This window comes from Streptomyces sp. AM 2-1-1 (genome assembly GCF_029167645.1).
In the GTDB taxonomy this organism is placed as follows: domain Bacteria; phylum Actinomycetota; class Actinomycetes; order Streptomycetales; family Streptomycetaceae; genus Streptomyces.
The window spans coordinates 4,437,096-4,462,693 of the sequence record NZ_CP119147.1; the positions used below are offsets into that span (position 1 = coordinate 4,437,096).

The following is a 25,598-nucleotide window of genomic DNA, read 5'->3' on the forward strand; positions in this document are numbered from 1 at the left end:
GTCCGCACATGAAAGGGACCTTTGGCGCGAAACGCTGCCCAAAGGTCCTCATTAGTGCAACAGGCGTCGCAACACCATACGACACGACCTTGCACCATATGGAAGAGTATGAGACATCGATCACAGGTGAAACTGGAACCGTAGTCGATCATTCGAAGGTCTTGGCAAGGATATGCACCCCACTCGAAGGCTCCTTCGCGGGCCTCACGGAGGGCTTCCCCCGCGGACTACCATCACTCCATGACCCGTGTACTGCTCGCCGAGGACGACGCGTCCATCTCGGAGCCCCTGGCCCGCGCCCTGCGTCGGGAGGGTTACGAGGTCGAGGTCCGCCAGGACGGCCCGACCGCGCTCGACGCCGGACTCCAGGGCGGCGTGGACCTGGTCGTCCTCGACCTGGGACTGCCCGGCATGGACGGCCTCGAAGTCGCCCGCCGACTGCGCGCCGACGGCCACGCCGTGCCGATCCTGGTGCTGACCGCCCGCGCCGACGAGGTCGACACGGTGGTCGGTCTCGACGCCGGCGCCGACGACTACGTCACCAAGCCCTTCCGGCTCGCCGAACTCCTCGCCCGGGTCCGCGCCCTGCTGCGGCGCGGCGCCGCCGAGGCGGCCCCGCAGCCCGCCACCCACGGCGTACGCATCGACGTCGAGTCGCACCGCGCCTGGATGGGCGACGAGGAACTCCAGCTCACCGCCAAGGAGTTCGACCTGCTCCGGGTGCTGGTCCGGGACGCCGGCCGGGTCGTCACCCGCGACCAGCTGATGCGCGAGGTCTGGGACACCACCTGGTGGTCGTCGACGAAGACCCTCGACATGCACATCTCCTGGCTCCGCAAGAAGCTCGGCGACGACGCGGCGAACCCCCGCTACATCGCGACCGTGCGAGGCGTCGGATTCCGCTTCGAGAAGAGCTGACGGCCCCGCCGGCACACCGAGCCGGCGAGAGGTGACCGACCCCGGGACACCCGGACAGAGCTGACGGGCAGAACCACAGCATGCGCCGCCGACTGATCAACTCCACGCTCGCCGTGGTGCTCGTGGTGATCGCCGTCTTCGGCATCTCCCTGGTCCTCGTGGAGACCCGGACCATCAGCAACAGCGCCCAGGAGAGCGTGGACTCCGAGGCGCTGCGGCTGATCAGTGTCGTAGAGAGCCGGCTGCTGGGCGAGGAGCGGATCACCGCCGCCGTCCTCGACGAACAGGTCGTCGGCGACCGCTACGCCCGGGTCGAACTCCCCGGCCGCGCGCCCATCGAGGTCGGCACCCGCCCCGGCGGCAACGCCATCACCGCCGTCGTCGACGGCGAGGAGGGCGAGCGGGTCACCGTCGAGGAGGCCCGCTCCGCGGTCACCCGCGAGGTCGGCCGCACCCTGCTGATCATCGGTGCGGTGGCCCTCCTCGCGATCATCTCGGCGGTCCTCCTCGCCGTCCGCCAGGCCAACCGGCTCACCTCCCCGCTCACCGACCTCGCGGAGACCGCCGAACGCCTCGGCTCCGGCGACCCGCGCCCTCGCCACAAGCGGTACGGGGTGGCCGAGCTGGACCGGGTCGCCGACGTGCTCGACGCCTCCGCCGAGCGCATCGCCCGGATGCTGACGGCCGAGCGGCGGCTCGCCGCCGACGCCTCCCACCAGCTGCGGACCCCGCTCACCGCGCTCTCCATGCGCATCGAGGAGATCTCCGTCACCGACGACCCGGAGATCGTGAAGGAGGAGGCGAACATCGCCCTCACCCAGGTCGAGCGCCTCACCGACGTCGTGCAGCGGCTGCTGACCAACGCCCGGGACCCGCGCACCGGCTCCGCCGTCGTCTTCGACCTCGACGAGGTCATCAAGCAGCAGATCGAGGAGTGGCGTCCCGCCTACCGCGGTGAGGGCCGCGCGGTCGTCCGCTCCGGCAGACACGGACTGCGGGCCGTCGGCACCCCCGGGGCCGTCGCCCAGGTGCTCGCCGCTCTCATCGAGAACGCGCTGATGCACGGCGGCGGCACGGTCGCCCTGCGCACCCGTGTCACCGGCAACCAGATCGTCGTCGAGGTCACCGACGAGGGCGCGGGCGTCCCCGCCGACCTCGGGGCGCGGATCTTCGAACGCTCCATCAGCGGGCGCAACTCCACCGGCATCGGTCTCGCGGTCGCCCGCGACCTCGCGGAGGCCGACGGCGGACGGCTCGAACTGCTCCAGCAGCAGCCGCCCGTCTTCGCCCTCTTCCTCGGCAGCCTCGCCCGCACCCCGCGGGAACAGGAACGCCCGGTCCGCTGAGAGCGGGACCGGGCGGAGAAGCGGGTACGAGCGGGAAGCCGGAGCGCTGCGAGCCGGACCGGGTACGAGCGGGACTCGCGGGATCAGTTCCGCACGGTGTCCGGCGTCACCGGGTCCGAGGGCCGCCGCGGTTCCAGAAACCTCTCGGCGACCACCACCGCCTCCTCCTCGGGGGCGGGGAGGGCCTTGAACACCCAGCTGCGGTAGGACCAGAAACGGAAGAGCGTGGCGATCCCGATGCCCACGACCTTGGCGACGTTGCTCTGGACCGGGGTGTCCCAGCCGAAGCCGTACGTCGCCGCGTACAGCACGCCCGTCTCGATCACCGCACCGACCGCGCTGAACAGCAGGAAGAGCGTCAGCTCCCGGGTCCGGCCGGTCTTGTCCCGGTCCCGGTAGGTCCAGTGACGGAACCCGACGTAGTTGAAGAGGATGGCCACGCAGGTGGCCATCAGGCCGGCCCGCACCGTGGGGATGTCCGTGGTGCGCCAGATCAGGTTGGAGACGGCGATGTTGACCACCAGTCCGAGCGCGCCCACCACGCCGAACTTGGCGACCTCGCGGGCCAGCCGATCAAGCCGGGTTCGCAGTGCGCCCCGTTCGCTCATGGTGATCGTTCAGCCCCGTCCGGTCGGCATCGTCAACCCGCTCATGCTAACCAGCCCGACCGTGTGACGCCCAGAAGAGCCCAGGACCCCCTTTCGGACCAGCGTCGAGGGGCCCCGGGACGCCGGATACCCTGGACGGGTGACGTTTCCGGTAGTCGGCATGGTCGGCGGCGGTCAGCTCGCCCGCATGACCCACGAGGCGGGTATCCCCCTCGGCCTGACATTCAAGCTGCTCAGTGACACTCCCCAGGACTCGGCCGCCCAGGTGGTGAACGAGGTCGTCGTCGGTGATTACCGTGACCTCGAGACCCTGCGCGCGTTCGCGCGCGGCTGCGACGTGATCACGTTCGACCACGAACACGTGCCCACCGAGCACCTGCGGGCCCTGGAAGCGGACGGCATCGCCGTACGCCCCGGTCCCGACGCCCTGCGCCACGCGCAGGACAAGGGCGTGATGCGGGCCCGGCTCACCGAACTCGGCGTGCCCTGCCCCCGCCACCGCCTCGTCACCGGCCCCGCCGACGTCACCGCCTTCGCGGACGAGGGCGACGGCTACCCGGTGATCCTCAAGACGGTCCGCGGCGGCTACGACGGCAAGGGCGTCTGGGTGGTCCGCTCCGAGGCCGACGCCGCCGAGCCGTTCCGCGCCGGCGTCCCGGTCCTCGCGGAGGAGAAGGTCGACTTCGTAAGGGAGCTGGCGGCGAACATCGTCCGTTCCCCGCACGGCCAGGCCGTCGCCTACCCCGTGGTCGAGTCGGTCCAGGTCGACGGGGTCTGCGACACCGTCATCGCCCCGGCCCCGGACCTCGACGAGAAGCTGGCCGGCGAAGCCCAGCGGCTCGCGCTGCGGATCGCCGCCGAGCTCGGTGTCGTCGGCCACCTCGCCGTCGAGCTCTTCGAGACCCGCGACGCCGACGGGACCCCCGGCATCCTCGTCAACGAACTGGCCATGCGCCCGCACAACTCCGGGCACTGGACCCAGGACGGCGCGATGACCTCGCAGTTCGCCAACCACGTCCGCGCCGTGCTCGACCTGCCGCTCGGCGACCCGCGCCCCCGCGCCCCCTGGACGGTCATGTGCAACGTCCTGGGCGGCGACTACCCGGACATGTACCAGGGCTACCTGCACTGCATGGCCCGGGACCCGCAGCTCAAGATCCACATGTACGGCAAGGACGTGAAGCCCGGCCGCAAGGTCGGACACGTCAACACCTACGGCGACGATCTGGCGGACGTGCGGGAGCGCGCCCGCCACGCGGCCGACTACCTCCGAGGGACGATCACCGAATGACAGACCCGCGCACCGCGCCCGTAGTCGGCATCGTCATGGGATCGGACTCCGACTGGCCCGTCATGGAGGCCGCGGCCCAGGCGCTCGACGAGTTCGGCATCCCCCACGAGGTCGACGTCGTCTCCGCCCACCGCATGCCCCGCGAGATGATCGCGTACGGCGAGCAGGCGGCCGGCCGCGGCCTCGAAGTGATCATCGCCGGCGCGGGCGGCGCCGCCCACCTGCCCGGCATGCTGGCCTCCGTCACCCCGCTGCCCGTCATCGGCGTCCCCGTACCGCTGAAGTACCTCGACGGCATGGACAGCCTGCTCTCCATCGTGCAGATGCCCGCCGGAGTGCCCGTCGCCACCGTCTCCGTCGGCGGCGCCCGCAACGCCGGACTCCTCGCCGCCCGCATCCTCGCCACCGGCGACGAGGCGCTCCGCGACCGGATGACGGCCTTCCTCGGCGAGCTGAACGAACAGGCCACCGAGAAGGGCCGGCGGCTCCGGGCCAAGGTCGAGGGCGCCGACTCCTTCGGTTTCGGGAAGTAGGCTCCCCGCCCATGAAGCAGACGGATACCGCAGACCACGCAGCCCACGCGGACCACCTGCGGCGGGCCCGGGACCTCCTCGCCGTCCACCCCGTCGTGGACGGCCACAACGACCTTCCGTGGGCCCTGCGCGAGCAGGTGGGCTACGACCTGAACGACCGGGACCTCGCCCAGGACCAGACCGGCCTCCTCCACACCGACCTGCCCCGGCTCCGCGCCGGCGGGGTCGGCGCGCAGTTCTGGTCGGTGTACGTGCGCTCCGACCTCAGCGGCGACGCGGCCGTCAGCGCCACCCTCGAACAGATCGACATCGTCGGTGAGATGCAGACGCGCTACCCCGCGCACCTGCGCCGGGCGCTGACCGCCGACGACATGGAGGCGGCCCGCACCGAAGGGCGCATCGCCTCCCTGATGGGCGCCGAGGGCGGTCACTCGATCAACAACTCGCTGGCCACCCTCCGCGCCCTGCACACCCTCGGCGTCCGCTACATGACGCTGACCCACAACGACAACCTCGCCTGGGCGGACTCCGCGACCGACGTCGCGCGCCTCGGCGGCCTCTCCGGGTTCGGCCGCGAGGTCGTCCGCGAGATGAACCGCTGCGGCATGCTCGTCGACCTCTCGCACGTGGCGGCCGGCACCATGCGCGACGCCATCGCCACCAGCGAGGCGCCCGTCGTCTTCTCGCACTCCTCGGCCCGGGCCGTCTGCGACCACCCGCGCAACGTCCCCGACGACGTGCTCCTGTCGCTCCGGGACAACGGCGGGGTCGCGATGGCCACCTTCGTACCCAAGTTCGTGCTGCAGGCCGCCGTCGAGTGGACCCAGGCCGCCGACCGGAACATGCGCGAGCACGGCCTGCACCACCTCGACACCAGCCCGCAGGCCATGCGCATCCACGAGGACTTCGAGGAGGCGAACCCGCGACCCGTCGCCACCGTCGCGACCGTCGCGGACCACCTCGACCACATGCGCGAGGTGGCCGGGGTCGACCACATCGGCGTCGGCGGCGACTACGACGGCACTCCGTTCCTCCCGCAGGGTCTGGAGGACGTCTCCGGCTACCCGAACCTGATCGCGGAACTGCTGCGCCGCAACTGGTCCGAGGCCGACCTCGCCAAGCTCACCTGGCAGAACGCGGTGCGCGTGCTGCGCGACGCCGAGGCCGTGGCCCGGGACCTCCAGTTCCGCCGGAGTCCGTCCCACGCCACCATCGAGGAGATGGACGGCACGGCCCGGGTCTGACCCCCGGTCCGGCCGGCACCGTCCGTACGGACGCCGGGAGGCCGCACCGGAACACCGGGTGCGGCCTCCCCGCGTACGCGGGCCGCGGTCCGCCGGCCGGGACGGGGATCCGTCAGGCGGTCGGGCGGCCCATCGCCCGGAACGTCCAGCCGGCCGCCCGCCACACCGCGCTGTCCAGCGCGTTGCGCCCGTCGAGCACGGTGCGGCGCGCGGCGACCTCGCCCAGCGCCGCCGGGTCGAGCTCACGGAACTCCCGCCACTCCGTCAGGTGCAGCACCACGTCCGCACCGCGCACCGCGTCCAGCGCGCTCTCCGCGTACCCGAGGGTCGGGAAGAGGCGGCGGGCGTTCTCCATGCCCTTCGGGTCGAAGACGGTGACCTGGCCGCCCTGCAGGTGGATCTGGCCGGCGACGTTCAGCGCGGGGGAGTCGCGCACGTCGTCCGAGTCCGGCTTGAAGGTCGCGCCCAGCACCGCCACCCGGGTGCCCAGGAACGAGCTGCCGCCCACGGCCTCCCGGGCCAACTCCACCATGTGGCCCCGGCGGCGCATGTTGATCGAGTCCACCTCGCGCAGGAACGTCAGCGCCTGGTCGGCGCCCAGCTCCCCGGCGCGCGCCATGAACGCCCGGATGTCCTTGGGCAGGCAACCACCGCCGAAGCCGATGCCGGCCCGCAGGAACTTCGAGCCGATCCGCTCGTCGTGCCCGATCGCCTCCGCCAGTTTCACCACGTCGCCGTCGGCCGCCTCGCAGACCTCGGCCATCGCGTTGATGAAGGAGATCTTGGTGGCGAGGAAGGAGTTGGCCGAGGTCTTCACCAGCTCGGCGGTGGGGAAGTCGGTGACGACGAAGGGGGAGCCCTCCGCGACCGGTACGGCGTACACCTCGCGCAGCAGCTTCTCGGACCGCTCGCTCCGCACGCCCACAACGATCCGGTCCGGGTGCAGGGTGTCCTTCACGGCGAAGCCCTCGCGGAGGAACTCCGGGTTCCACGCCAGCTCCGCGCCGGCGCCCGCCGGGGCCAGCTCGGCCAGCCGCCGCGCCAGCCGGTCCGCCGAGCCGACCGGCACGGTGGACTTGCCGACGACCAGCGCCGGACGGGTCAGGTGCGGGGCCAGCGAGTCGAAGGCGCTGTCCACGTAGCTCATGTCGCAGGCGTACTCACCGTGCTTCTGCGGGGTGTTCACGCAGACGAAGTGGACGTCGCCGAAGGCGCCGACCTCCTCCCACGAGGTGGTGAACCGCAACCGTCCGGTGGAGCCCTCGATGCCCGCCACGTGCTTCTGGAGGATCTCCTCCAGGCCGGGTTCGTACATCGGCACCCGGCCCGCCGACAGCAGCTCGATCTTCTCCGGCACCACGTCGAGCCCGAGGACTTCGAAGCCCAGCTCCGCCATGGCCGCGGCATGGGTGGCGCCGAGATAGCCGGTGCCGATCACAGTGATCCTGAGGGCCATGGGTGCTCCTGGATGAAACGGACGGACGTGCCTCGCCGAGCATAGTCGGGGCCTCCGGGCCGCCATTTCCGCCCGGTGCGTGCCGCTTGCGACCGGTTCGGGCCGGGGCGGTGTCCTTCCCCCGCGGGCTGTCGTCAAGCTCACGCGTCCCTCACGTAGGACATCGCGCGCGGCCGGGACTAAAATTGGGTTACTGAACGGTAGTTAGCATCCTTGGGGAGTGAGCGTCTTGGCGGGTTCGACCGATTTCGACCTTTACCGTCCGGCCGAGGAGCACGACATGCTCCGCGAGACGATCCGGTCGCTCGCCGAGGCGAAGATCGCGCCCTTCGCGGCGGCGGTGGACGAGGAGGGCCGCTTCCCCCAGGAGGCGCTGGACGCCCTGGTCGCCGCCGACCTGCACGCGGTCCACGTGCCCGAGGAGTACGGCGGCGCGGGCGCCGACGCCCTCGCCACGGTCATCGTGATCGAGGAGGTGGCCCGCGCCTGCGCGTCCTCCTCCCTCATTCCGGCCGTCAACAAGCTCGGTTCCCTCCCGGTCATCCTCTCCGGCTCCGAGGCCCTGAAGAAGAAGTACCTGGGCCCGCTCGCCAAGGGCGACGCGATGTTCTCGTACGCCCTTTCCGAGCCGGACGCGGGCTCCGACGCGGCCGGCATGAAGACCAAGGCCGTGCGCGACGGCGACTTCTGGGTCCTCAACGGCGTGAAGCGCTGGATCACCAACGCCGGGGTCTCCGAGTACTACACGGTGATGGCCGTCACCGACCCGGCCAAGCGCTCCAAGGGCATCTCGGCGTTCGTCGTCGAGAAGTCCGACGAGGGCGTCTCCTTCGGCGCACCGGAGAAGAAGCTCGGCATCAAGGGCTCCCCGACCCGCGAGATCTACTTCGACAACGTGCGCATCCCCGCCGACCGCATGATCGGCGACGAGGGCACCGGCTTCGCCACCGCCATGAAGACCCTGGACCACACCCGCATCACCATCGCGGCCCAGGCGCTCGGCATCGCCCAGGGCGCCCTGGACTACGCCAAGGGGTACGTCCAGGAGCGCAAGCAGTTCGGCAAGCCCATCGCCGACTTCCAGGGCATCCAGTTCATGCTCGCCGACATGGCGATGAAGCTGGAGGCCGCCCGCCAGCTCACCTACAGCGCCGCCGCCAAGTCGGAGCGCCTCGACAGCGACCTGACCTTCTTCGGCGCCGCGGCCAAGTGCTTCGCCTCCGACGTCGCCATGGAGGTCACCACCGACGCGGTCCAGCTCCTCGGCGGTTACGGCTACACCCGTGACTACCCGGTCGAGCGCATGATGCGCGACGCCAAGATCACCCAGATCTACGAGGGCACGAACCAGGTCCAGCGGATCGTGATGGCGCGGAACCTGCCGTAGCCCGACCAGTCCCACCCGTCACCCGCTCGCCCGCTTCACCCGTCGCCCGCTTCTTCCGCACGGAACCGCGCGGACCGGCGGCGCGGTCCCGTACGGCCCCCGGAATCCGCCAGCGCGCGCCGGGGGCCGTTCGCACGGGCCGACGGCGCCGGCGGACCGCCCTCCGCGATGCCCGCGGAGGGCGGCCGCCCCCTGCCGCCCGCTACGCGACGATCCGCCCGGAACGCTCCTCGGGAGGGTCGGCACGGCGAAACTTTCGGTGAGTCGATGCGCCGTATCGGATCGTGTGAGATCCCTTGACGCCCTGGAAAATACCCGCCTACCGTCGCCGCCACAGCGTGCCGAGGGCCGCTGCGAGGAGAAGGGGCGGAGTCCATGGCTCGAAAGTTTTCGACTGCCGGTCTGGCGGTGACGGTGGCGCTCACCGCCACCCTGGCGACGGCGGTGGCCGTGGGGGCCGCCGGAGCCGCCGAGGGCGGAGGCGACCCGGGGAGCGGGCGGGATACGACCGCGCACGCGCGGCAGGCCGGGACGCACTGGGTGAACACCTGGACGTCCATGCCGCAGCTGACCGAGCCGAACAACATGCCGCCCGCCCCCTTCACCCAGGACGGCAAGGTCCTCGACGACGCCACCCTGCGGCAGACCGTCCACGTGTCGGTCGGCGGGAAACAGGTGCGGCTGCGGTTCTCCAACGCGTTCGGCGGCGCCGCGCTTCCGCTCACCTCGGTGTCGGTGGCGCTGCCCGCCGACGGCAGGGCCGGCGCCCGCGCGATCCGGCCGGGGACCTCCCGGACGGTGACCTTCGGAGGGAGCGCCCGGGCCGACGTCCCGGTGGGCTCGCAGATCGTCTCGGACCCGCTGGACTTCGACGTGCCGCCCGGGACGAACCTCACGGTGACGGTCTACCTGGCACACGGGCAGGCGTCGGACAGCGTCACCTCGCACCCGGGCTCCCGGACCACCTCGTACCTGCTCGCCGGAGACCACGTGCGGGACGAGGACCTGCCCGGTGCCGCCTCGACCGCCCACTGGTACTTCCTCAGCGGCGTCGAGGTCTGGTCGCCGGAGACCACCGCCGCCGCCGTCATCGTGGGCGACTCGCTGACCGACGGCCGGGGCTCCACCACCGACGCGAACAACCGCTGGCCCGACCAGCTGGTGGAGCGGCTGCGCTCCCGGCCGGACACGGCCTCCACCGCGATCCTCAACCAGGCGGCCGGCGGCAACCGCGTGCTCGACGACGGCCTCGGCCCCAACGCCCTCTCCCGGGTGGACCGCGACGTCCTGGCACAGAGCGGGGTGGAGTGGGCACTCGTCTTCGAGGGCGTCAACGACATCGGCACGGCCGACGCCACCGAGGCCGCCCAGCGGCGGACGGCCGACGCCCTCGTCGCCGCCTACGACCAGATCATCGTCCGGGCGCACGCCCAGGGCATCCGGGTCTACGGGGCGACACTGACCCCCTTCGGCGGCAACACCGGCTACGACGACCCGGACGGCTACCGCGAGCAGGCCCGGCAGAAGGTCAACGCCTGGATCCGGACCGCCGGACGGTTAGACGGCGTGGTGGACTTTGACCGGGCGGCCCGCGACCCGCGGAACCCCCGTCAGCTCCTGCCCGCGTACTCCGACGCCGACCACCTGCACCTGAACCCGGCGGGCTACGCGGCGCTCGCCGCCGCCGTCCCTGCCCGCCTCTTCCACCGGGAGCCGCTGCCCCGGGGCTTCGGCTTCGACTGAACCGTGCGCGCCCCGGCGCGGTGCACGCGTGCGAGCCGGAACCCCCGCTCGGGATCCCGGCTCGTCGTGCGTGGGGTGCGGGCGCTCAGCTGCCCGTGACCGTCACCTCGTCGTCGTTCTTCAGCTGCTCCACGAGCTCCTTGACCTTCGCCTTGTCCCAGATCAGGTTGCCGCCGCTGGTGCTCCGCCCGGAGAGCGGGATGTTCATCGACGTGCCGTCGCCGCCGGTGACGCCCTTCATCGCGAAGAACATCCGGGCCAGCGACCAGAGCGACATGTCCTTGTCCACGACGAGGGTGTCCAGACCCGCGCCCAGCACCGGGTAGAGCGTGAACGGGTTGAGCACCGTGGACGGGGTCGCCGTCTGGCTCGCCAGGGCCGCGAGGAACTTCTGCTGGTTCTTCGTACGGTCCAGGTCGCTGCCGGCGAACGCGTAGCGGGTGCGCACGAAGGCGAGGGACTGCTCGCCGTTGAGCGTCTGCTTGCCCGCCTGGAAGTCGGCCCCCGACTTCTTGTCCTTGAAGGCCTTCGGGATGTCCATCTCGACGCCGCCGATCGCGTCCACGATGTTGGCGAAGCCGCCGAAGCCGATCTCGACGTAGTGGTCGATGTGCAGCCCGGTGTTGTACTCGACGGTCCGCACCAGCAGTTCGGGGCCGTCCTCGGCGTACGCGGCGTTCAGCTTCACGGTGCGGCCGGTGCCCTGGTACGTCTTGCCCGACTCGGACCCCTTGAACGAGGGGATCTCCACGTTCGAGTCGCGCGGCAGCGAGACCAGCGTCGGCCCGTTCGACCCGTTGTGCAGGATCATCATCGAGTCGGTGCGCTTGCCCTCCGCGGAGCCGGTGTGCAGCGCCTTCTTCTCCTCGGACGACATGCCCTCACGGCTGTCGGAACCGACGATCAGGTAGTTGGTGCCCTCACCCGCGTCGGGCCGGTCGATCACCTTCGAGAGGTCGACCTCCCGCTTGAGCTTGGAGTCCGCCCAGAAGTACGTGGAGACGCTGACCGCCAGCACGACGACCACCAGGGCCAGCGCGCCGACCTTGATCCGGCGCCGCCAGTCCGGTGCGGGCCGGCCCTGGACGTATCCGCCGTCGCCCCCGCGGCCGCCCCCCTGGCCGGAACCCTGTCCCGGGCCGCCGGGCGTGCCGTAGACCTGGCCGGTGTTGTAGCCGCTGTCGTACCCGGGGCCGCCCTGACCCGAGTGGCCGTCCGCGCCGTACGGGTCGTACCCGGGGGCGTCGTGACCCGGGCGTCCCCGAGGCTGCGGCGGCACCTGCGGGGCGGGGCGCCGCTCGACACGGCGCATGGAGCGCGCGCCCTCGGGCTCGGGGGCGGCACTGCCCCGGCCGTAGCGGTCGCTGTCGTCGGTCCATCCGGGCCTGTCACTCATGGGCACCAGTCTGCCGCGCCGGGGTACCGGTATTACAGGGTGTGAGAAAAAACGGTTCAGGGCTGTTGCCAAGCTGATGCAAATTCGGTCACGCAAGGGCCGCATACAGTGGTTGCCATGACAGAACAGGCCAATCGCCCCCAGGACGAAGAGAGCCCCGAGGACGAGAGCCGCTCCCGGACCACCCGCGAGGGCGGCGACGGCGCCGCCGGCATCCCCGGCAAGCCGACCGAGGCGTCCCGCACCACCCTCAGCCACATCATGACCGGCTCCGACACCAACCTCCTGGGCACGGTGCACGGCGGCGTGATCATGAAGCTCGTCGACGACGCGGCCGGTGCCGTGGCCGGCCGGCACTCCGGCGGCCCCGCCGTGACCGCCTCGATGGACGAGATGGTCTTCCTGGAGCCGGTCCGGGTCGGCGACCTCGTCCACGTACGCGCCCAGGTGAACTGGACGGGCCGCTCCTCGATGGAGGTCGGGGTGCGGGTGATGGCCGAGCGGTGGAACGAGTCGACCCCCGCCCAGCAGGTCGGCAGCGCCTACCTCGTCTTCGCCGCCGTCGACGCGGACGGCCGCCCCCGGCCCGTACCGCCCGTCCTCCCCGGCACCGAGCGCGACGAGCGGCGTTACCAGGAGGCCCAGATCCGCCGTACGCACCGCCTCGCCCGGCGCCGCGCGATCAAGGAACTCCGCGAGAAGCGCGCCGCCGACGGCATCGACGAGGGCTGAGACCGGGGCCGCGAACCGCAGGGACCACCGGCCGGCTCACGGGCAGACGACGTCGTCGCCCGTGACCGCGTGGAAGGCGCCCCGGGGCACGGTCTCGGCCCGTACCGGGCGCACCGCCGTCCAGTCGGCGCCGACCGTCACCCGCAGGGTCGCGCCCTGTCCGGCCACCGCCCGCAGTTCGCTGCCGGGCAGCGCCGTCGCCAGCGACCTCGCCGAGCGGTCCCAGCGCGGGTCGTAGGTGATCAGGGTCCGGGCGAGGGCGCGGTCCGTGCCGTTGAGCGGCGCCCCGGTGGTGCGGAAGCCGGTGGCGCGCAGCGCGGCGTCCAGCCGCGTGCCCAGCCCCGCCCGCGGGGTGCCGTTGTAGACCTGGATCCGGATCTGCCGGGGCGCCACGTCCACCACCGTCGCCTTGGGCGCTGCGGCGCCGGCCGGCTCGCGGGTGGCCAGCGGCTTGTCCTCGCGCAGCGTCCGGAACAGCTCCCGCGCCCGCGCGGCGTCCCACTTCACCGTCGACCCGACCCCCTTGACCGGGAAGCTGGGATCGCCCACGGGGACGGAGGCGAACTCCGACGAGGCCGCGCTGAACCCGCGCATCGCGGAGCCCAGCTCCAGCATCTGCTCCGTACCGAACCCCTCGTCGGCCCGGACCGACCCCAGCATCGCCGAGACGACCTGCTGGAACTTCACGGGGTTGAGCAGCACCCCCTTGTCGGTCGCCCGTGCGATCACCGCCGCGACGAACTTCTGCTGCCGCTCCATCCGCCCCAGGTCGGCCGCGCCGTCGATGTGCCGGGAGCGCACGTACTGGAGCGCCTCGCCGCCGCCGAGGCGGTGGGTGCCCGCCGGGAGGTCCAGCCCGGTGTAGGTGTCCTTCAGCGGCCGTACCGTGCAGATGTCCACCCCGCCGAGCTCGTCCACCGTCTTCATGAAGCTGGTGAAGTCCGCCTCCAGGTAGTGATCGATCTTGATCCCGGTCAGCTTCTCCACGGTGCGCACGGTGAGGGTGGGACCGCCCTCCGCGTAGGCGGCGTTCAGCTTCACGGGGTGCGCGGCGTGCCGCTCGCCGGTCGTACGGTCGGTGTGCGCGGGGATCTCGGCGTAGCTGTCGCGCGGCAGGCTGACCACGCTCGCGCGCCGCGCGTCGGCGGACAGGTGCACCAGCATGAGGGTGTCGGTGCAGTGGCAGGGAGCGCCGCCGAGCCGGTATTTCTTCTTCTCCGCCGCCGTGATGCTGTCGCGGCCGTCCGTGCCGACGAGCAGCACGTTGGTTCCCAGCCCTCCGGACGGCCGGTTCTTCATGTCCCGGAAGGGGTCCACCCGGTCGATCCCGGTCTCCAGCCGCGTGACCACCGCGTGACCGATGCCGCCCGCGCCCAGCACGAGGACCGAGAGCCCCGTCGCCACCCGCATCCCCCAGCGCGGCCGCTCGTCCTGCCGCCGCGATCTGTGCCGCGTCCCCGCCGCTTCGCTCCGCGGCACCGGACGGCGCCGGGGGTGCGGGGGACGGGACGGCCGGGGCGGCGTGGTCACGGGCGGAACCTCCAGGCGTGGGGGGACCGTCCGTACGGTAAGTCCATACGATCTCCGTTCCGGCCCGCGACCCGTCCGGACGCGCCGGTGTCCCCCGTAAGCGGTAACGTGGCGGCGCACACCACCCTCTCGAACAACTGCCGCCTCCCGTGGTGCTACCCGGAGGCCGGCGCCCTCCCAGGACCCCCCGAGGACCCCATGTCTGCCGCGCAATACCCCGCCGTCTCAGTGATCATGCCGGTGCTCGACGAGGAACGGCACCTGAGGAACTCGGTCCGGCACATCCTGGAACAGGAGTACGCCGGTGAGATGGAGGTGGTGATCGCGCTCGGACCGTCCACGGACCGCACCGACGAGATCGCCGCCGAGCTGGTGCGCGAGGACTCCCGCGTCCACACCGTCCCCAACCCCACGGGCCGCACCCCCGCCGCCCTCAACGCGGCGATCGCGGCCTCCCACCACCCGATCGTGGTGCGGGTCGACGGGCACGGCATGCTCTCCCCGGACTACATCGCCACCGCCGTCCGCCTCCTGGAGGAGACCGGCGCGCAGAACGTCGGCGGCATCATGCACGCCGAGGGCGAGAACGCCTGGGAGGAGGCCGTCGCCGCGGCGATGACCTCGCGGATCGGCGTCGGCAACGCGGCCTTCCACACCGGCGGCCGGGCCGGCCCCGCCGAGACGGTGTACCTCGGCGTCTTCCGCCGCGAGGCACTGGAGAAGGCCGAGGGGTACAACGTCGAGTTCATCCGCGCCCAGGACTGGGAGCTGAACTTCCGCATCCGCGAGGCCGGCGGGCTGATCTGGTTCTCGCCCGAGCTGAAGGTCCGGTACCGCCCCCGCCCCTCGGTGCGCGCGCTCGCCAAGCAGTACAAGGACTACGGCCGTTGGCGGCACGTCGTCGCCCGCTACCACGCCGGCTCGATCAACCTGCGCTACCTCGCCCCGCCGACCGCGGTCGTCGCTCTCGCGGCTGCCGTCGTCGTCGGCGCGGCGGTCACCCCCTGGGCGTTCCTCGTCCCCGCCGCCTACGCCGCGGCCCTCGTGGCCGGATCGCTCCCCGCCGGCAAGGGACTGCCGCTCAAGGCCCGCGCACAGATCCCCGTCGCCCTCGCCACGATGCACATGTCATGGGGGTACGGCTTCCTCACCAGCCCGCGCTCGCTGGCCAAGCGGGTCATCGCCGGCCGCCGCCCGTCGCTGAGCGGCCAGACCGTCTGAGAACACGGTCCGCGGACGAGAAGGGCTCCACCGTCGTGGAGCCCTTCTCGTACGTCTGCCCGCCCGGCTACCAGGTGTAGTCCGGGTTCACGTGCATGCAGGCGGACTGCTCGCCGTTGAGGGCGTTCGCCGACTCGGGCGTCTCGTCGTTCTCCCCGGCGGCGGGGTAGCCGCCGTCCTCGCGCCAGTCCGCCCCCACCGCCAGCGAGATCCCCGTGACAGCGGTGGACTTCTTCACCAGCGAGACCGGGATGCCGAGCGCCTTGGCGACCGCACGGGCGTCGCCCTCCAGGTCGGCGCTCGGGTAGAGGACGCTGGTGCGCGCCGACGGGCTGATGTCGTCGGAGTCCTTCGTCGCCCGGGTGAAGCCCGCATCGTCGAGCAGGTCGCGCACCTCACCGGCGCGGCCGGCCACCGGACCCCCCTCGTCGGTCGCGGTCGCGTTGCGCACCGACACGGCTATCTCGTCGACCGGCGCCGACGGGTCGGTGGGCGTGGCGGAGACCGTGGGCGCCGCAGACGCGGAGGCTGAGGCGGCGGGGCGCCCGGACGACTTGCCGTCGAGCGCGATGTCGTCGCGCACCATCCGGAAGACCTGCTCGGCGTCGCCCGGCATCGGCAGCACCCGGCCGTCGAGCGAGCCCGTGCCGTACACGTTCGGCATGGTCGTCATGGTGATCCGCCCGGTCGGGACCTTCTTGAGCTCCGACGCGAGGTCGTACAGCTTCTTCACCGTGTCGAGCCCCTTGTCGACCGTGAGCGCGTTGGTCGCGGCCTCGGCGAGGTCCATCAGCTTCCCCGGGTCGGTGAGCTTGGTGCCCTTGCGGAGCTCACGGACCATCGAGTTCAGGTACTGGTGCTGGGCCTCCGCGCGGCCGAGGTCGGTGTTGTCCCTGAAGCCGTAGCGCGTACGCAGCCACTGGAGGGCCTGCTTGCCCATGATCGGGGTGGTGCCCTCCTTCAGCTTGAGGCCGGAGCCCGAACCGTCGCCGTTGTGCGAGTAGATGTTGGCGTCGACGCAGACGGGTACGCCTCCGACGGCGTCGGCCATCGACACCACCCCGGCGAAGTCGATCATCATGAAGTGGTCGATGGTGATGCCGGTCAGCTCGTACCAGGCCGCGACCGTGCAGCCGGGGCCGCCGCGGCCCAGACTCGTGTTGGTCATGACCAGGCCGGTGGAGGCGGGGTAGACCTTGCCCGTGTCCGGGTCCGTGCACTTGGGCATCTTCAGCATCGTGTCGCGCGGCATGCTGACCACCGAGATGTTGCTGCGGTCCGCCGAGACGTGGAGCAGCATCTGCACGTCCGCGAGCGGCGCGGAGTTGAAGGTCTCCTTCGCGCCGCCCAGCTTCTGGTTCTCCGCGCTGTCACGGGCGTCGGAACCGATCAGCAGGATGTTCAACGGGGTCTGTCCGGCGGCGTTGGCCCGGTGCTCGACCATCTCCCTGTCGCCGAGGGTCAGATCCTCTTTCCTGATGTTGTGGTTCAGGTGCTGGTAGTAGAAGTAACCGGCCGCGCCGGTGGCGAGTATCAGCAGGGCGAGCACCGAGGCGGTCCACCGCAGCACGCGCCGTCCGGCCTTCTCGGGCAGGCGCCGGGACGGACGGGCCGCGGCGGCGCCCCTGCCCCGACGGGCCTTCCCGCCGGCCGGCGCGGGGTCCGCGTCCGTCGCCGAACCACCCCCCGGTATGTCGTCCTCCGACGAGCCGTCCGCCGGCGAACCGTCCTCCGGCGAGGCGTCTCCCCGGCCCTCGCCGCCCCCGGGGCGCTCCGGTGCGCCCCGTGCCTCCTCGTCGGCGTGGAGACCGTCGTTCCCGGCCGGTCGACCGGCTCGCGGGGCGCGTGGCCGCGTCCCCTCCCCGGGCGTACTGTTCCGTCCCACGGGACCCCCCCTGCTGCTCAGACCCTCGCGGTGGCGTGGCGAACGGGTTTCACTCGCTGCACACCGCCTTGTCGGCGCTAGCCCTCTGGATGTCGGTGGGCGCCTCCTTGGGTGCGGTGATCGACACCCCGGCCCCCTTGAAGTCGGCGCCGAGCGTCAGCGTCATCGCTTCCAGCCCTTCGGCGTCGGCGGTGCCCTGCTGGAGGGCCGATGCGGGCAGCCCCATCATGTCGGCGAGCGCGCGGGCCTGATCCGCCTGGTCGGGCGCGAACGCGAGCGTCGTCCTGGCGATCTTGGCCGGTGCGTTGGACTTGTTCGTGGACTTCAGCACGCCCTTCTCCAATTGGAGCCAGCTGACGGTCGCGCCCGCCGCGCCCTCGACGTCACCGCCGTTGTAGACGTCCACCCGTACGTCGGCGGCGTCGGCCCGCGCCCCCTCCAGCAGGGCCTCCTGCGCGCTCTTCTTCTTGTCGGCCGCGGCCTTCTTCTCCGCCGCCACCTCGGTGAGGGAGACGTCCTCGCGCATCATCGAGAAGAGCGGTTCGGCGTCGGTGGGGTGAAGGACGACGGTGATCGGCTTGGGCTCGTCCGGGTTGTCGATGACCGGCACCGTGGTGAAGGTGATGTTCTTCGTGTCGACCTTCGCGAGTTCCTTGGCGAGGGTGGCGAGCTTCGTCCCCGAGCCGATGCCCGAGTCGACCGTCAGCGCGTTGGTGGCCGCCTCGGCGAGCTTGAAGAGCTTCGAAGGGCTCGTCAGGGTGTCGTCCGACTTCATCTGACGGATCATCGAGCCGAGGAACTGCTGCTGGACCTTGATCCGGTCCAGGTCGCTCTCGTTGCCGAAGCTGTGCCGGGTCCGCAGCAGGGCGAGCGCCTTCTCGCCCGACACCTTCGAGCGGCCCTTCGGCAGCACGAGGTGGGACTTGGGGTCGTCGATCGCCTTGGCCATGCACACCTCCACGCCGCCGACCGCCGTGGAGATCTCCTTGACCGCGTTGAAGTCCACCATCATGAAGTGGTCGACCGACAGACCGGTTATCTCCTTGACGGTGCGCATGGTGCAGCCGGGGTCACGGTCCTCCTGGCCCAGGCTGTTGTTGAAGCGGGTGTTCTCCGTCCCGGGGATCACCTCGGTCGTGCCGTCGGCCCGTTTCGTCTCGCAGTCGGGTATGTCCGTCATCAGGTCGCGCGGGATGCTGAGCGCGGTCGCGTTGGTGCGGTCCGCCGAGACGTGGAAGAGGATGTTGGTGTCGGCGTGGCCGACGCTGCCCGAGTCGCCGTACCCCTCGTTGCCCTCACCGGTGCGCTTGTCGGTGCCGATGATCAGGATGTTCATCGGCCCCGAACCGGTGACGTCCTTGCTGCCGGCGTCGCCCACGTCGATCGTGCCTATGTTGCCGTTGAAGTGCCGGTAGAGGGCGTACGCGCCGCCCGCCCCCGCGATGACGAGGAAGGCGGTCACGCCGCTCGTCCACACCAGGAGTTTCTTCTTGCGGCTCTTCGGCGCCTTGCGCCGGCGGCTCGCGGAGGTCTGCGCGGGCTGCTTGGGCGCCTCCGCCCGGCGGCTGCGCCGGGCGGGCACCGTCTCGTCCCCGCGCGGAGGTTCGTCATCGTCCGACGCGGGGGAGACGGGGGAAGGGGCCCGGCGGCGACCGCCCTGGCGGGGAGTTCCGGCGGCCGTCTCGTTCCGGCCGCGCGGAATGCGGGGTCCCTCGTCGACGGGCGCCGCATGCTCTTCGGAGTGGTTCAGTCGCAGTTCGTAATGGCCGGTCTGCGGGTTGAGCACCCATTGGTCCGCGGGGTCGATATCGTCCGCACGTCCACGGCTTTGCGCATCCACGGTTGTCTGGGTCCTCCGTCGGTGCCACCCGAGGCGCCTCCCCCGAAAAGGCGCTCCACATCTGCGTTCCAGAAGTGCGCGGCCGGAAGGCCGCAAGCACTGGATCGCGTCACACTATCCGTCCGTCCAGGAGTCCAGCGACGAGCGTGACGCATTGCACGCCCCCTACAACCGGGCATTCCACTCATTCCACGTCGATTGTTCCGTTCTGCTTGAGAAATGCTTTACCGCTTACACAGGTCATCCGCAGCATTCCGCCCCGAGTAGGTGGGAGCGGGAGAGGCCCCGGCGGTGCCGGCCGCCGGGGCGGTGCCGCGCGCCGAGGCGGGCCCGCCACCCGGCTTCCCGGCCGGAACGACCGTGACCGGGACGTCCTCGCGCAGCTGCGCGAAAAGCTCGTCGGCGTCGGGTTGCACCAGTTCGTCACGGTTCGCGTTCTGCCGGTAGGGCTGTCGCGGGACGGTCAGGAACTGCACCTTCTCCGTCGGCACATTCCGCATTCCCCGGACCAGTCCGTAGAGGTCGCGCAGCGAGTCCAGGCCGGCGTCGGTCGTCAGCGACTTCGTGGCCGCGTCGAGAACGGGGTAGAGCCGCGCCGGATTGAGCAGGACGCCATTGCTCTGCACCTTGTTCACCAGGGCGCCGAGGAATTGCTGCTGCCTGTTCATCCGCTCGGTGTCGCTGCCGTTGCCGAGCGACTTGCGGGCACGTACGTACCCGAGCGCCTGTTCCCCGTCGAGCGTGTGGCGCCCGGCGGGCAGCTTCAGATGGGCGGCGGAGTCGTCGACGGGCTCGTCGAGGCAGATCTCCACCCCGTCGACCGCGTCGACCATCTCCTTGAACCCGCTGAAGTCCACGACCATGTGGTGGTCGACGCGGATCCTGGTCATCAGCTCCACGGTCCGGACCGTGCAGGCCGTACCACCCATTTCGAACGCCCAGTTGAACTGGGCGAACCGGGCGCCGGTCGTCTTGCCCCCGGGGCTGTGGCAGCGGGGGATCCGCACCATGAGGTCCCGGGGCACGGACACGGCGGTGGCGCTCTTCCGGTCCGCCGCGAGGTGGAGCAGGATCACCGTGTCCGACCGCTGGCGCCCGCCGTCGTCCCGGCCGTACTTCGCGTTGTCACCGGCCCGGCTGTCGGAGCCGACGAGCAGGATGTTCTGGGCGTCCGTCACGAGAGCGGTGGGACGCTCCCGCTCGTACGCCCGCAGCTCGGCCTCCGCCCCGGTGTCCGTGCGGATGTTGCCGTCCAGCTTCCGGTACAGCCACCAGCCGACGCCCGCCGCGACCAGGACGACGAGCGAGGCCCCCAGGGCGGTCCACCGCACCCAGTGACGCCGGGCGCCCTGCCGACGTGCGGCCCGGGGACGGTCCGCCCAGGTCCGCGGCCCCGCGCCGTCCCCCGCCTCCCGCCGTCCGCCCCCGTCCCGCGCTCCGTCGTCCCGGGAGGCGTCGTCTCCCGGTGCGTCGTCCCGCGGTCCGTCGTCGCCGTCCGGGTGATCGGGGCCGGGGTCGGCCGGCGTGCCAGCGCTGTCGGTCACGTCTGCGTCCATCCTCGGGGTGGTCGGTACCGCCGATGATGTACCCGCGTCGCCGCCCAGCCCGGGGACCGGGCCCGCGAGGGGGCCGGACGAGTGACCCCCGCGGCGTTCTTCGTACCGCGCCGGCCGGAGCGCGTCCGTCGCGCCGTGCGGGTCGGACCGCCGGGTCAGACCGCGCTGTGGGTGACCCGCTCGCTCTCGACCCGCTGGGCCAGTGCCGGTGCGTCCAGCTCTCCGAGGTGGCGGCAGAGCACCACCGAACCGCCCGACGCCAGCGGCGCCCAGAGCCCGGCGGCGAGGCCCTCCCAACTGCCGTACGAACGCCCCGACAGCAGCCGTGAGCCCGGTACGAGGCCCAGGGCGGCGGCCTCCTCGCGGGCGCGGGCCACGAGCTGCGCACCCGTCAGCCGGGTCCCGTCCACGACCAGCGCGGGGGCGTCGGGGTCCACCGGCTGGAAGGGGGCGAACCGGTCACCCTGGCCCGGCACCTCGACCGCGTAGTCGGCGAAGCCCTCCGGCGCGACGGGGAAGCGGCCGCCCAGCGGGCGCAGCGCCAGGGCGACACGCTCGCCGCGGCAGGCGCGGGCCCGCTCCAGGGTGTCCGGCCCGGTCACCACCAGGTCGGCTTCCGCCGGATCGCCGCCCACCTCGGCGACCACGCCGACCGAGGCGCAGGCGAGCAGCCAGACGGCGCTCTGCCAGTGCGCGGGGAGCAGCAGCGCGAGCCGGTCACCCGGTTCGGCGGCCAGGTCGCCCTGGAGCAGATTGGCGGTCTTGGCCACCCAATTGGCGAAGGTGGCGACCGAAAGTTCGACGCGCTCGCCGGTGGCGTCGTCGTAGTAAGTGACCAGGGGGCGGGCCGGGTCCGCGAGGAGCGCGGATCGCAGCAGGTCGGCGGGGGTGCGGTCGCTGGCGTTCATCCGGGCAAGCGTACGCGGCGCCCGCGCCGGGCGGTCCGGGAACGGGCGCACGAGGCGTCCGTTCGGCAGACGGGCCGTCAGGGAGGCCGGGGGATGTCGAGTGGCCGGGCGTATCAGCCTAATTGAGGATCAAAGACATGCGTACTCTCCACGCCGCAACGATCGGCGTCACCTGTGCGGCCGCACTCACCCTCTCGCTCGCCGCGTCCACCCCCGCGCTGCCCGCGCCGCCGGCCTCGGCCACCCCGACCGCCGACCTGCCCGGTTCGACGCAGTCCCTGCCGCTCGTGCCCCTCACGGAGAGCCGTGCCGCGGAGGAGACGCCCGTCGTGCCGCAGGGCCTCACCCCCCGGGAGGTCAGCCCCTTCTCCCTCCTCGGCGTCGTCTGGGACGACCCCGCGACCGAACTCCCCGGCACGGTCGAGGTCCGGACCCGCGCCACCGGCACCGCCCGCTGGTCCGGCTGGCAGGCGGTCGAGACCCACAACGACGAGCACGCGGCGGAACCCGGCACCCCCGAGGGCGACGCGGCCTCCGTGCGCGGCGCGACCGCCCCGCTCTGGGTCGGCGCCTCCGACGCCGTCGAGGTGCGGGTGCGGCCCACGGTCATCGACCTCTTCGGCCGCGCCGCTGAGCCGGCGGCCCTTCCGAAGGGACTCCGCCTCGAACTCGTCGACCCCGGCGCCGACCCGGCGCCCGCCACCGGCACCCCGGGCATTCCCACGGGGGGCACCGTGGTGGCGGACGGCGGGACGGGGACGGCCGGCGAGGAGACGGGCACCACCGGAACGGCCGGCGCCGAGACCGCCGAGGTCTCGGTGCTGCCCGCGCTGAGCCTCGCGCAGACGCTGGCCGAGGCACGGGCGGAGGGACTGGCGGTGCCCACCGCACCCGACACCGTCGTACCGGACGCCGTCGTACCGGACGCCTCCGTCGTACCGGATGCCGCCGCACCGGACGCCTCCGTCGTGCCGGATGCCGCCGCACCGGACACCTCCGTCGTGCCCGACGCGGCGGTCGCACCGGACGCGGCGGTCGCACCGGACACCGGGGCGCCCCGGGCCGCCGTCGCCGCGGCGAAGCCGTACATCGGTCCCCGCCCGGGCATCGTCACCCGCAAGGGGTGGGGCGCGGACGAGAAGCTGCGCGAGAGCCAGTTCGCGTACACCACGACCGTGAAGGCGGCGTTCATCCACCACAGCGCCACCGGGAACAACTACACCTGCTCCCAGGTGCCCTCCATCCTGCGCGGCATCTACCGCTACCACGTGAAGAGCAGCGGCTGGCGGGACATCGGCTACAACTTCGCCGTCGACAAGTGCGGAACCATCTACGAGGGCCGGGCCGGCGGTGTCACCAGGGCCGTCCTCGGGGCGCACACGCTCGGCTTCAACACCAACACCATGGGCATCGCGGTCCTCGGCAGCTTCGCCACCACCAACCCGCCCGCGGCAGCGGTGACCGCCGTCGCCAAGCTCACCGCCTGGAAGCTCGGACTCTTCGGCGCCAACCCCAAGGGCACCACCACCCTCGTCTCCGGTGGAGGCAACAAGTACAAGAAGGGCACATCGGTCAAGATGAACGTCATCTCCGGCCATCGCGACGGATTCGCAACCGAATGCCCCGGAGCACGTCTCTACAAGAAGCTCGGCACGACCCGCACCACCTCCGCCCGCCTCCAGGGGCGCTGACCGGGGGCGGGCCGGCGGGTCTGCATACACTGGCCAGCCGAACGAGGGCCGGCCCCCGGCAGGAAGCAGAGAACAGACGCCGTGACAGAGGCAAGAGAAGCGATCCTCCTGGTCGGCGGGAAGGGAACCCGGCTCCGACCCCTCACGGTCCGCACGCCGAAGCCGATGGTGCCGGCGGCGGGTGTCCCCTTCCTCACCCACCAGCTGGCCCGCGCGCGGGCGGCCGGGGTCGAGCACATCGTGCTGGCGACCTCCTACCTGGCCGAGGTGTTCGAGCCGCACTTCGGTGACGGCTCGGACCTCGGCCTGCACATCGAGTACGTCACCGAGCGCGAACCGCTGGGCACCGGCGGCGCGATACGCAACGTGGCCCACCGGCTCACCTCCGGTCCCGACGAGCCGGTGCTGATCTTCAACGGCGACATCCTCACCGGTCTGGACATCCGGGCCCTGGTCGGCACGCACGCCGACTCCGGCGCGGACGTCTCCCTGCACCTCACCCGGGTCCAGGACCCGCGCGCGTTCGGCCTCGTCCCCACCGACGCCACGGGCAGGGTCACCGCCTTCCTGGAGAAACCCCAGACGCCCGAGGAGATCGTCACCGACCAGATCAACGCGGGGGCGTACATCTTCCGCCGCTCGGTCATCGACACCATCCCCGCCGACCGGCCGGTGTCCGTGGAACGCGAGACCTTCCCCGGCCTGCTCGCCTCGGGCGCCCACCTCCAGGGCATGGTCGACTCCACCTACTGGCTGGACCTCGGCACCCCGCAGGCGTTCGTACGCGGCTCCGCCGACCTCGTGCTCGGCCGCGCCCCCTCCCCGGCCGTCCCCGGCCGGTGCGGCGAACGCCTGGTGCTGCCGGGCGCCGAGGTCGCCGCGGACGCCAAGCTCAGCGGCGGCACGGTCGTCGGCGAAGGCGCGGTGATCGGCGAGGGCGCCCGGATCACCGGCTCGGCGGTCCTGGCCGGCGCGGTCGTCGAGGCCGGCGCGGTCGTCACCGACTCCCTCGTCGGAGCAGGCGCCCGGATCGGCTCCCGTACGGTCCTCACCGGCGCGGTCATCGGCGACGGCGCCCACGTCGGCGCCGACAACGAACTCCGCGACGGCGTCCGCGTCTGGTGCGACGCGGTCCTCCCGGACGGGTCGGTCCGCTTCTCCTCCGACCAGTGAGGACCTCTCCGGGCACGCGGTGAGGTACGTCTCCGGGCCGGGCTCCCGGCACCCCGCGGCCGTACCCTCGAAAGGGCACGAGCCCCGCACCGCCGAACCACCCGAGGACGCCGACCCGTGGCAGGACGCTTCGCCCCCCGCACCGCGCGCAGCGGCCTGCCCCGGCAGGCGCCGCCCGCCGTGCGCGAGGACGTACCCGTCACCTCCGGGCCCCCGAGGGCGCCGCTGACCCGGGAGTGGACGCCGCCGGGCCCGTTCGACCTCCGCCTGGTCCTCGGACCGCTGCGGCGCGGGGCCGGCGACCCCACCTTCCGGATGCTGCCCGACGGCACCGTCTGGCGGGCCACCCGCACCCCCGCGGGCCCCGGCACCCTGCGCGTCCGCGCGGCGGTGTCGGGCCGGGTCGGGGCGACGGCGTGGGGGCCCGGCGCCGAGTGGCTCCTCGACCGACTGCCCGAACTCCTCGGCGACGGCGACGACCCGGACGCCTTCGCACCGCGCCACCGGCTGCTGGCCCTCGCCCGGCACCACCGCCCAGGACTGCGTCTGCTGCGCACCGGCCTGGTGCTGGAGTCCCTGATCCCGTCGATCCTGGAACAGAAGGTCACCACCACCGAGGCCTACCGCGCCTGGCGGCTCCTGGTCCGCCGGTACGGCACACCGGCACCGGGCCCCACCGCCGAACTGGGGCTCCACGTCATGCCCGACCCGCGCACCTGGGCCCTGGTGCCGTCCTGGGAGTGGCACCGGGCCGGCGTCGACGCCAAGCGCTCGGACACCGTGCTGCGCGTGGTGCGGGTGGCCCACCGCATGGAGGAGGCGGCCGGCATGGAGTTCCCCGAGGCGAAGGCCCGGCTGGAACTGGTCCCCGGCATCGGCCCGTGGACCTCCGCCGAGACGCTCCAGCGCTCCAACGGCGCCCCGGACGCCGTCACCACCGGCGACTACCACCTGCCGGGCATCGTCGGCCACGCCCTCGCGGACGAGCGGAACGCCGACGACACCCGGATGCTGGAACTGCTCGCCCCCTACGCCGGCCAGCGCCACCGCGCTACCCGCCTGATCCTGCTCTCGGGCGTCGGCCGGCCGCGCCGCGGCCCCCGGATGACCCCGGGCGACATCGCACGGCTCTGAGGAGGG

The 25,598-nt window shown here is 72.2% G+C and carries 20 protein-coding genes; 12 read left to right on the top strand and 8 right to left on the bottom strand.

What is annotated here, in order from left to right:
- The first annotated feature begins 240 nt into the window (after window positions 1–240).
- Both PZB77_RS19510 and PZB77_RS19515 read left to right on the top strand, forming a co-directional pair.
- Window positions 241–918: a response regulator transcription factor gene (locus PZB77_RS19510; RefSeq protein ID WP_275493890.1), complete on the top strand. Its 678-nt coding sequence runs from the start codon at window positions 241–243 to the stop codon at window positions 916–918.
- An 80-nt stretch (window positions 919–998) separates the two neighbouring features.
- Window positions 999–2,264: an ATP-binding protein gene (locus tag PZB77_RS19515; protein WP_275493891.1), complete on the top strand. Its 1,266-nt coding sequence runs from the start codon at window positions 999–1,001 to the stop codon at window positions 2,262–2,264.
- Window positions 2,265–2,347: 83 nt separating this feature from the next.
- On the opposite strand, the gene PZB77_RS19520 is transcribed toward PZB77_RS19515, so the two are convergent.
- On the bottom strand, window positions 2,348–2,872 hold the full coding sequence (locus tag PZB77_RS19520) for a GtrA family protein (protein ID WP_275493893.1): 525 nt from the start codon (window positions 2,870–2,872) through the stop codon (window positions 2,348–2,350).
- Window positions 2,873–3,011: 139 nt separating this feature from the next.
- Between PZB77_RS19520 and PZB77_RS19525 the strand changes: the two genes are divergently transcribed.
- Genes PZB77_RS19525 through PZB77_RS19535 form a run of 3 tightly spaced genes read left to right on the top strand, consistent with a single transcriptional unit; the run spans window position 3,012 to window position 5,940 of the window.
- Window positions 3,012–4,163, top strand: coding sequence for a 5-(carboxyamino)imidazole ribonucleotide synthase (locus PZB77_RS19525; RefSeq protein ID WP_275493894.1), 1,152 nt, complete (start codon window positions 3,012–3,014; stop codon window positions 4,161–4,163).
- Complete coding sequence (gene purE / locus PZB77_RS19530) at window positions 4,160–4,696, top strand: 5-(carboxyamino)imidazole ribonucleotide mutase (protein WP_275493895.1); 537 nt, start codon at window positions 4,160–4,162, stop codon at window positions 4,694–4,696. Before PZB77_RS19525 ends, purE begins: the two co-directional genes overlap by 4 nt.
- Before the next feature lie 11 nt (window positions 4,697–4,707).
- Window positions 4,708–5,940 carry a dipeptidase gene (locus PZB77_RS19535; RefSeq protein ID WP_275493897.1) on the top strand — a complete coding sequence of 411 codons (1,233 nt, stop codon included), beginning with the start codon at window positions 4,708–4,710 and terminating at the stop codon, window positions 5,938–5,940.
- Window positions 5,941–6,052: 112 nt separating this feature from the next.
- Here the strand turns inward: PZB77_RS19535 and PZB77_RS19540 are convergent, their stop codons facing one another.
- Window positions 6,053–7,396: a UDP-glucose/GDP-mannose dehydrogenase family protein gene (locus tag PZB77_RS19540; protein ID WP_275493898.1), complete on the bottom strand. Its 1,344-nt coding sequence runs from the start codon at window positions 7,394–7,396 to the stop codon at window positions 6,053–6,055.
- 229 nt (window positions 7,397–7,625) lie between these two features.
- Between PZB77_RS19540 and PZB77_RS19545 the strand changes: the two genes are divergently transcribed.
- Complete coding sequence (locus PZB77_RS19545; RefSeq protein WP_275496132.1) at window positions 7,626–8,783, top strand: acyl-CoA dehydrogenase; 1,158 nt, start codon at window positions 7,626–7,628, stop codon at window positions 8,781–8,783.
- 375 nt (window positions 8,784–9,158) lie between these two features.
- Window positions 9,159–10,526, top strand: a complete 1,368-nt coding sequence (locus tag PZB77_RS19550) for an SGNH/GDSL hydrolase family protein (RefSeq protein WP_275493899.1) — start codon at window positions 9,159–9,161, stop codon at window positions 10,524–10,526.
- Between the two features lie 85 nt (window positions 10,527–10,611).
- On the opposite strand, the gene PZB77_RS19555 is transcribed toward PZB77_RS19550, so the two are convergent.
- Complete coding sequence (locus PZB77_RS19555; RefSeq protein WP_275493900.1) at window positions 10,612–11,922, bottom strand: LCP family protein; 1,311 nt, start codon at window positions 11,920–11,922, stop codon at window positions 10,612–10,614.
- 117 nt (window positions 11,923–12,039) lie between these two features.
- On the opposite strand from PZB77_RS19555, the gene PZB77_RS19560 reads away from it, so the two are divergent.
- Window positions 12,040–12,654: an acyl-CoA thioesterase gene (locus PZB77_RS19560; protein ID WP_275493901.1), complete on the top strand. Its 615-nt coding sequence runs from the start codon at window positions 12,040–12,042 to the stop codon at window positions 12,652–12,654.
- Between the two features lie 36 nt (window positions 12,655–12,690).
- Here PZB77_RS19560 and PZB77_RS19565 read toward each other — a convergent pair whose 3' ends face one another.
- The gene (locus tag PZB77_RS19565; RefSeq protein WP_275496133.1) at window positions 12,691–14,064 is read right to left on the bottom strand and encodes an LCP family protein; all 1,374 of its coding nucleotides are present in this window, start codon (window positions 14,062–14,064) and stop codon (window positions 12,691–12,693) included.
- A gap of 318 nt (window positions 14,065–14,382) precedes the next feature.
- Here PZB77_RS19565 and PZB77_RS19570 point away from each other — a divergent pair, with 318 nt between their 5' ends.
- Complete coding sequence (locus PZB77_RS19570; protein WP_275493902.1) at window positions 14,383–15,405, top strand: glycosyltransferase family 2 protein; 1,023 nt, start codon at window positions 14,383–14,385, stop codon at window positions 15,403–15,405.
- 67 nt (window positions 15,406–15,472) lie between these two features.
- Here PZB77_RS19570 and PZB77_RS19575 read toward each other — a convergent pair whose 3' ends face one another.
- The 4 genes from PZB77_RS19575 to PZB77_RS19590 form a co-directional block, all read right to left on the bottom strand.
- Complete coding sequence (locus tag PZB77_RS19575) at window positions 15,473–17,290, bottom strand: LCP family protein (protein WP_275493903.1); 1,818 nt, start codon at window positions 17,288–17,290, stop codon at window positions 15,473–15,475.
- A gap of 49 nt (window positions 17,291–17,339) precedes the next feature.
- A complete protein-coding gene (locus tag PZB77_RS19580) occupies window positions 17,340–19,130 on the bottom strand; it encodes an LCP family protein (protein WP_275493904.1) in 1,791 nt (596 codons plus the stop codon).
- Window positions 19,131–19,354: 224 nt separating this feature from the next.
- A complete protein-coding gene (locus PZB77_RS19585; protein ID WP_275493905.1) occupies window positions 19,355–20,686 on the bottom strand; it encodes an LCP family protein in 1,332 nt (443 codons plus the stop codon).
- 155 nt (window positions 20,687–20,841) lie between these two features.
- Window positions 20,842–21,594: a TIGR03089 family protein gene (locus PZB77_RS19590; RefSeq protein ID WP_275493906.1), complete on the bottom strand. Its 753-nt coding sequence runs from the start codon at window positions 21,592–21,594 to the stop codon at window positions 20,842–20,844.
- 137 nt (window positions 21,595–21,731) lie between these two features.
- On the opposite strand from PZB77_RS19590, the gene PZB77_RS19595 reads away from it, so the two are divergent.
- The 3 genes from PZB77_RS19595 to PZB77_RS19605 all read left to right on the top strand — a co-directional run bounded on the left by PZB77_RS19595 (window position 21,732) and on the right by PZB77_RS19605 (window position 25,592).
- Entirely contained in the window at window positions 21,732–23,285 is a 1,554-nt protein-coding gene (locus tag PZB77_RS19595; RefSeq protein WP_275493907.1) for an N-acetylmuramoyl-L-alanine amidase, read from the top strand.
- Between the two features lie 81 nt (window positions 23,286–23,366).
- Window positions 23,367–24,458, top strand: a complete 1,092-nt coding sequence (locus PZB77_RS19600) for an NDP-sugar synthase (protein ID WP_275493909.1) — start codon at window positions 23,367–23,369, stop codon at window positions 24,456–24,458.
- 117 nt (window positions 24,459–24,575) lie between these two features.
- Entirely contained in the window at window positions 24,576–25,592 is a 1,017-nt protein-coding gene (locus tag PZB77_RS19605) for a DNA-3-methyladenine glycosylase 2 family protein (protein WP_275493910.1), read from the top strand.
- Window positions 25,593–25,598: the final 6 nt, after the last annotated feature.

Excerpts from the sequence above, each read along its gene's own strand:
- PZB77_RS19510 (WP_275493890.1), top strand. The coding sequence starts at position 241 with ATGACCCGTGTACTGCTCGCCGAGGACGACGCGTCCATCTCGGAGCCC.
- PZB77_RS19520 (WP_275493893.1), bottom strand. The coding sequence starts at position 2,872 with ATGAGCGAACGGGGCGCACTGCGAACCCGGCTTGATCGGCTGGCCCGC.
- purE (WP_275493895.1), top strand. The coding sequence starts at position 4,160 with ATGACAGACCCGCGCACCGCGCCCGTAGTCGGCATCGTCATGGGATCG.
- PZB77_RS19585 (WP_275493905.1), bottom strand. The coding sequence starts at position 20,686 with ATGGACGCAGACGTGACCGACAGCGCTGGCACGCCGGCCGACCCCGGC.
- PZB77_RS19560 (WP_275493901.1), top strand. The coding sequence starts at position 12,040 with ATGACAGAACAGGCCAATCGCCCCCAGGACGAAGAGAGCCCCGAGGAC.
- PZB77_RS19555 (WP_275493900.1), bottom strand. The coding sequence starts at position 11,922 with ATGAGTGACAGGCCCGGATGGACCGACGACAGCGACCGCTACGGCCGG.
- PZB77_RS19535 (WP_275493897.1), top strand. The coding sequence starts at position 4,708 with ATGAAGCAGACGGATACCGCAGACCACGCAGCCCACGCGGACCACCTG.
- PZB77_RS19570 (WP_275493902.1), top strand. The coding sequence starts at position 14,383 with ATGTCTGCCGCGCAATACCCCGCCGTCTCAGTGATCATGCCGGTGCTC.
- PZB77_RS19540 (WP_275493898.1), bottom strand. The coding sequence starts at position 7,396 with ATGGCCCTCAGGATCACTGTGATCGGCACCGGCTATCTCGGCGCCACC.
- PZB77_RS19565 (WP_275496133.1), bottom strand. The coding sequence starts at position 14,064 with ATGCGGGTGGCGACGGGGCTCTCGGTCCTCGTGCTGGGCGCGGGCGGC.
- PZB77_RS19515 (WP_275493891.1), top strand. The coding sequence starts at position 999 with ATGCGCCGCCGACTGATCAACTCCACGCTCGCCGTGGTGCTCGTGGTG.
- PZB77_RS19595 (WP_275493907.1), top strand. The coding sequence starts at position 21,732 with ATGCGTACTCTCCACGCCGCAACGATCGGCGTCACCTGTGCGGCCGCA.
- PZB77_RS19550 (WP_275493899.1), top strand. The coding sequence starts at position 9,159 with ATGGCTCGAAAGTTTTCGACTGCCGGTCTGGCGGTGACGGTGGCGCTC.
- PZB77_RS19590 (WP_275493906.1), bottom strand. The coding sequence starts at position 21,594 with ATGAACGCCAGCGACCGCACCCCCGCCGACCTGCTGCGATCCGCGCTC.